Source organism: Shewanella sp., assembly GCF_051658185.1.
GTDB lineage: Bacteria > Pseudomonadota > Gammaproteobacteria > Enterobacterales > Shewanellaceae > Shewanella.
Map to the genome: position 1 here is coordinate 1 of NZ_JBOFMC010000263.1, position 6,349 is coordinate 6,349.

At 52.8% G+C, this 6,349-nt stretch carries 6 protein-coding genes; 5 read left to right on the top strand and 1 reads right to left on the bottom strand.

All coding sequences use genetic code 11. The features are described from left to right. From ACRCZA_RS10120 to ACRCZA_RS10140, 5 genes are all read left to right on the top strand, one after another. A partial coding sequence (locus ACRCZA_RS10120; protein WP_438674316.1) for an SCO family protein occupies nt 1-495 on the top strand: 495 nt, incomplete at its 5' end. A gap of 39 nt (nt 496-534) precedes the next feature. Beyond that, nucleotides 535-735: a hypothetical protein gene (locus ACRCZA_RS10125; RefSeq protein ID WP_438674317.1), complete on the top strand. Its 201-nt coding sequence runs from the start codon at nt 535-537 to the stop codon at nt 733-735. A 387-nt stretch (nt 736-1,122) separates the two neighbouring features. Beyond that, nucleotides 1,123-1,848, top strand: coding sequence for an osmolarity response regulator transcription factor OmpR (ompR, locus tag ACRCZA_RS10130; protein ID WP_438674318.1), 726 nt, complete (start codon nt 1,123-1,125; stop codon nt 1,846-1,848). Between the two features lie 111 nt (nt 1,849-1,959). After that, the gene (gene envZ, locus ACRCZA_RS10135; protein ID WP_438674319.1) at nt 1,960-3,276 is read left to right on the top strand and encodes a two-component system sensor histidine kinase EnvZ; all 1,317 of its coding nucleotides are present in this window, start codon (nt 1,960-1,962) and stop codon (nt 3,274-3,276) included. Between the two features lie 176 nt (nt 3,277-3,452). Next, entirely contained in the window at nt 3,453-5,459 is a 2,007-nt protein-coding gene (locus ACRCZA_RS10140; protein WP_438674320.1) for a methyl-accepting chemotaxis protein, read from the top strand. A 190-nt stretch (nt 5,460-5,649) separates the two neighbouring features. Here the strand turns inward: ACRCZA_RS10140 and ACRCZA_RS10145 are convergent, their stop codons facing one another. Beyond that, nucleotides 5,650-6,210 carry a hypothetical protein gene (locus ACRCZA_RS10145; protein ID WP_438674321.1) on the bottom strand — a complete coding sequence of 187 codons (561 nt, stop codon included), beginning with the start codon at nt 6,208-6,210 and terminating at the stop codon, nt 5,650-5,652. Between the last annotated feature and the right edge of the window lie 139 nt (nt 6,211-6,349).

A 6,349-nucleotide genomic window follows, 5' to 3' on the forward strand; every position in this document is an offset into this window, starting at 1 on the left:
CTCGTCGATCAACATAATCAGCCTTTTACTCAGGCGCAATTACAAGGTAAATGGAGCTTGTTTTTTATCGGTTTTACCTTCTGTCCCGATATATGTCCCACCACCTTAAATAAGCTATCCGCCGCCTACCCCGAGCTTAGCGCCATCGCGCCACTGCAGGTGATCTTTTTATCCGTGGATCCAGCGCGAGATACGCCGGATAAACTCCTAAGCTATATGAATTTTTTTAACCCTGAATTTACCGCCCTCACGGGCGAACAGGCGCAAATCTTCCCCCTTAGCCGCAGCCTTGGGCTAGCTTATGCCATGGTCGGGGAAGGAGAACATTATCAGGTGGATCATAGCGCAGGCTATGTGCTGGTATCACCTCAAGGCAAACGCGTCGCGGTGTTTAAGAGCACCGTTGAATTAGGCCAAGTGCCACACATCCCCAATAGCGCACTCATTGCAGATTTGCGCAAAATCGTCGCGCAATATCAACAAGAGCAGCTTTAATCGGCGGCGCCTCAAACCGCCCCGTTTGGGCAACCATGCTTGAGCGCATCAAAAGGTGAGCTTAGTGGCACTCAACGCCGCGAGGCTCACTGCGATGAACGCCACATCACTTGCTCGAACGGCACCTTTATCAACCGTTTTCCGCAGCGTCACGCCAATAGCACTTTATCCGTTCAAGCGGCGGATGACTGGCATAACGCCTTGCTGGCGTCGTCAATAAACATTAGCCTTATCGACTGAATTTATTATAGATTTTAGCAGGCACATAGTCAGTGTGCGTAATATTGCGAAGAAAATAAAGCAAACTCAACCACCACTTTTGGCTGCTTGACACTGGGCGATAAGCGCGTAAAAACGTGAGCACGAGGACAAACGCCTTAACAGGCTCACCGCCAATCACTCCCCCAGTGGCGCCCACCGCTCACTTGCCATGGGCAACGCTCAATGGCTAACAACTCTCAATAGCTAACACCGCCGCAGGCCAAGATCGCGGCGCGACCAAATCGGCGAGACACATTTACTGATAATTTGGTGCTAGCCTTCAGCGGTAGTCTTGGCTATGCTGCAGGCTAATGCTCTTGGATAAACAATTTAGCCTATTGATATCATTAAATTAAAGGACACCCCATGGGACAAGAAACCTCGAAAATCCTCGTTGTCGATGATGATATGCGCCTTAGGGCGTTACTCGAGCGTTATCTGGTGGAACAAGGCTATCAGGTGCGCACTGCCGCCAATGGTGAGCAAATGGATCGCCTACTCGAACGAGAAAATTTTCACCTGTTGGTGCTCGATTTAATGCTCCCCGGTGAGGATGGGCTGTCTATTTGTCGCCGTTTACGCCAGCAAGAAAACACCATCCCTATCGTGATGCTGACCGCCAAGGGTGATGAAGTGGATAGGATCACAGGGCTTGAACTTGGGGCTGATGATTACTTGCCTAAGCCCTTCAATCCCCGTGAATTACTGGCACGCATCAAAGCGGTCATGCGCCGCCAAGCACCTGAGGTGCCAGGGGCGCCTGCCCAGCAGGAGGCACAAATCCATTTTGGCGAATTTTCACTGGATTTAGCCACCCGCGAGATGTATCAAGGGAATGAGGCCATCGCGCTGACCAGCGGTGAATTTGCAGTATTAAAAGTGTTAGTCACCCATCCACGGGAACCTTTATCCCGGGATAAATTGATGAATCTGGCCCGTGGCCGCGATTATTCGGCGCTTGAGCGCTCAATTGACGTACAGGTATCACGCCTACGGCGCCTAATTGAAAAGGATCCCGCAAGCCCCAGATACATTCAAACGGTGTGGGGCCTAGGTTATGTGTTCGTCCCCGATGGCGCTGCCCGCCGATGAGCCCAAAGATGCCGAGGCTTGCCACGCTCTCTGTGCCGTTATGCCATGTGCAGCCATGTTTGCGCCGTGGCCACCAAGGTACGCCGCGATGAAGGGAAGATGGGAGTAAGCATGCAGCAAAAGTGGTGGCAACGATTCATCCCCCGCAGCGCCTTTAGCCAAACAGTACTACTGATAGGCTGCCTCCTACTGATCAATCAGCTGGTGTCTTACCTCACTGTCGCTATGTATGTGATCAAACCTAGCTATCAGCAAATCAATCAGTTAATTGCTCGGCAGGTTAAACTGCTGTTTGTCGATGGCGTCGATATTGGTCGAGAACACTTAACCATAGTCGATGCCCTCAATGCCAAGGTGCGCGACGATGGCATGACCATCTACAACCTGCAGCAAGCGCGCCTCGCGGGGATCGAGCAGGCAACCTATTACAGCTTTTGGTCCTCACAAATGTCTGAATATTTAGGCGGCGAGGCCGAAGTGCGCGTCACCCACGGCAAGGTTCTGCAGATTTGGATCCGCCCCCCGCAAGCGCCCTCCGTCTGGATCAACGTGCCGCTCATTGGCCAAAATGTATCGGATCTGTCGCCCCTGACGCTCTATTTAATGGTCATCGGTGCACTTAGCGTCGGCGGCGGTTGGTGGTTTGCTCGTCAGCAAAATCGGCCGTTAAGGCGACTACAACAGGCGGCACTGAGTGTTTCTCGCGGCCAATATCCCGCTCCTTTGCCCCTAAAAGGCTCGAGTGAACTGGTGGAGGTGACCAACACCTTCAACCAAATGGCGCAGAGCATGAAGCAGTTAGAGCAAGACCGAGTATTGCTGATGGCTGGGATCTCCCATGATTTACGCACACCCTTAACCCGTATCCGCCTCGCCTCCGAGATGATGGTTGCAGAAGATCAATATCTGAAGGAGGGCATAGTCAACGATATCGAGGATATGGATGCCATTATCAGCCAGTTTATTGCGTATATTCGCCAAGATCAGGATACGCTACGGGAACCGGGACAAATTAATCAATTAATCCAAGATATTGCCCAAGCAGAAGCAAATCGCCCCGACACTATTGAGGTCGTGCTGGCGGATTGCCCCACGGCGCAGTTCCAACCCATCGGCATCAAACGGGTGCTCAGTAATCTGGTCGAAAATGCCCTGCGCTATGGCAATGGTTGGCTCCGTATCAGCTCCCAATTTGATGGCAAGCGCATCGGCTTTAGCGTCGAGGATAATGGTCCTGGCGTGAATGAATCGCAAATTCCGATGCTGTTTCACCCTTTTACCCAAGGCGATACCGCAAGGGGCAGCGTGGGCTCAGGCTTAGGACTGGCGATCATCAAGCGGATTATCGACCGTCACCAAGGCACAGTCTCCCTCGCTAACCGCCCTGAGGGTGGCTTAATCGCTCAAGTATGGATCCCGCTCGAATAGTGCCTTATTGATGCCAAATGACGCCGCGGGCATTTCTATCATCTTATCGGTTAAGCGCCCACGTCATTAAAGCTTAAAAAGCCATCCTACCAGTTTGGGCTGTCATATTAGTGTCATGGCAAATTCATAAACTCGGCGCCATAACCCACCCTCGGCCCGATGATGAAGATTGCACTATGAAGATTTCCACGCTGTCCCTCTCAGCTTCTGCGTTATTGCTGTTACTTGCGGCCTTGCTGGCTGGCGCAATACTGTGGAGTAACACCAAACGCCAACACATTGAGCAACAAAGCCAAATCTTGCAGCGGATCGAGCAAGGCTTTTTAATTGGCGTGCGCCGCGATCTCGACGGCTATTTGCAAAACGGCAATGCCACCCTGCTCGAGCAAGCCAAGAGCAAACTTGGACAGCTTAATGGCCAGCTGGGGGAGCTGGATCTTGCCACATCGAGCCCTGCACAGAAGGCGTTACAAGCAAGCCTGAGCCAATTTATTGAAGATCTTGATAGCCAATACCGCGCCGCTGGTAAACTCGCAGGTCATCCGCGACAACTGCTCGCCCACGCTGAAGCTGAAATGCTCGACTACAACCGCCGCCTCAGCAGCTATGCCAACCAAGGTCTTGGGGTGAATGCCAGTCTCGCCGCGCAATACTGGCAACTCAGCCGCGAGTTACCCAGCCTAGTGTATCAACTGTCTCAACTCACCGATGGTTATCTCATCGATAAAAATCAGCAACTTAAAAATATCCTCGACAGCACCAGTAACGAACTCAACCGCTGGCACGAGCAACTCAACGCCCTGCCGTTATTAGGTATTTATCAGCAGCAAGCCGTGGATGAGTTTGCTCTCGGTGCGCCGCAGCCAGAGCAAATTGAAGTGGGCGAAGCGGATCGCAACGAGCTCTTAAGCCTCACTAACCGCTATCACAAGGAGATCGCTAACACCCATCAATTGCTGCAAGCCAACCAGCAGATGCAAGCTCAATTAATAGCCGCCATTAGCCAAGTCGAGCAGCAACTTATCGGCCTTGGCCAAGCTCAAGCCGCCCAAAACCAGCAATTAAAATATGAGCTGCAACTCATTATTTATACGATGGTTTCTATCATGGTGCTGTTTGCTATCGGCTATTTAATCCTGCAGCAGCGCAGGGTGGTTAAGCCCCTTAAGCGCCTCAATCAAGCCTTTATGCAGCTGAGCGAATCTAACCGCCGTGAGCGCTTAGACAGCAGTCGGCGCTGCGAAACGGGCCAGATCGCAGGGCACTTTAATCAATTATTACAACGCTTTGAGCAAGAAGATGAAGCCCAGCGCCACAGAATTGCTCAGATCTCCCACGCCTTAAGTCGCGTGGTCGCACGCATTATGGACCTATCGCAGCACACCTTGCATACCCAAACGATTGTGAGCCAGACCCAAGTCCAGACGCAGCATATCCGCAACCTCGCCGATGAGGTAAGCCACACCTCCGCGCGCGTCGAGCACAGCGCCGCCCAAACCATGGCACAAATGCAAGCGAGCCAAACCGAGGCCGAGGCCGTCCTTTACGCCACCGACCAAACCCAAACTGCGGTCGCACACTGTCACGCCTCCCTCGCAAGCTTGAATAGCTCAGTCACGGATGTGGCAAAAATCATTGATGTCATTGGTCATATTGCCGAACAAACCAACCTACTCGCCCTTAATGCCGCCATCGAGGCAGCAAGGGCCGGGGAACAGGGCCGCGGATTTGCCGTGGTCGCCGATGAAGTGCGCAGTCTCAGCCAGCGCACGCAGGTTTCCTTGCAGGAAATTGTAAATATACTCAGGCAGTTAACCGATTCAAACCGCCAGCTCGGCGAGAGTGTTGATGGGATTGCAAAGGCCACCAGCAGCCAAAAACTGCGGGCTCAGAGCCTGTGGCAAGCGGCGCAAACCGTACAGCAGCAAGCGAGCGAAATGGCAGCGACCGCCCAACAAGGCTCACGCAGCGCCAAGGAGCAAGTCGACTATCTCAATGAATTTATACTGGCAATGGACAATCTAAAAGCCAAGGCGCAAACCGGTTCGCAGCAGAGCGATCGCATTGCTCAAGAAGTGCAGCAAAGTGTTGAGGATATTGAGGCAAGCCTTGGGATAGCGAATCACGAACGGGGAATACCCCAGCCCCTTCAGCTCGAGGCCGTGCCATTGGCTGCGGCCTAGGTTCAACCAAAGTGCGGCCTAAATGCTGCCTAGGTACAGCCAAAGAACAACCAAAGTACAACAAAAGCACAGCGCCCCTGCTAACGCATAGAACTCGTGGGAGGGCTTTTGGGGGCGGCGGACACATTGAGCAGGCCACAGCAGCGCTGTTTATTAAGCATCCCGCCGCGCCTCAGATTAATGGGCAACACTACATGACATCACTGGTGAAATCCGTTGCCCAGAATTTATATCCCTGCACCGTCGCTTGGGCGGCGGCGCCCCACAATGCCACCTGGAACACCTTTACGCCACCCACATCATAGGAAGTATTGGCGGCCACTTGCCCACCGTCTTCCTCATATCGGGCGCTGGCTTCAGCGCGAGCGCCAGCATCCCAGCCCTCTTCACGAAAACGCTTCATTGCCTTGGCATCATGAAAGGTGTACAAAAATGCGACTTTTTTAAAGCCCAAGCCAAGACCTGCGCCTAGCGTGGCAAATCGATAATACTCAACGACGCCTTTGCTACGGAAGGTGCACACCCCACCGCCAGTCGAGGCGGCAAACAGATAATTGTCATTCCCGGTACACACGAGATACCCCAAGCTTGCAGATACCGCCCGACGAGCCTCAGCATGTTCCTGATAAATATTCTGCAGCGCCGCTGCCGTTTCTTTATTGGCGTTGGCTTTTTTCTCCTCAGGGGAGGAGCCTGTCGCACAACCCAACAATAACACCATCAAGCCGAGCACTGTCGTCATTAGTTTCATAGGGGTTATCCTGATTATCGATGCACCTAAATCTAATCACATACCCTGCACAGAGATTTGTCAACCAAGGGCGCCGCAGATTTATCATTACCGGGAGAAATGCGAGCCATTACAGCGCCGCGAGTAGCACCTCGGCCTT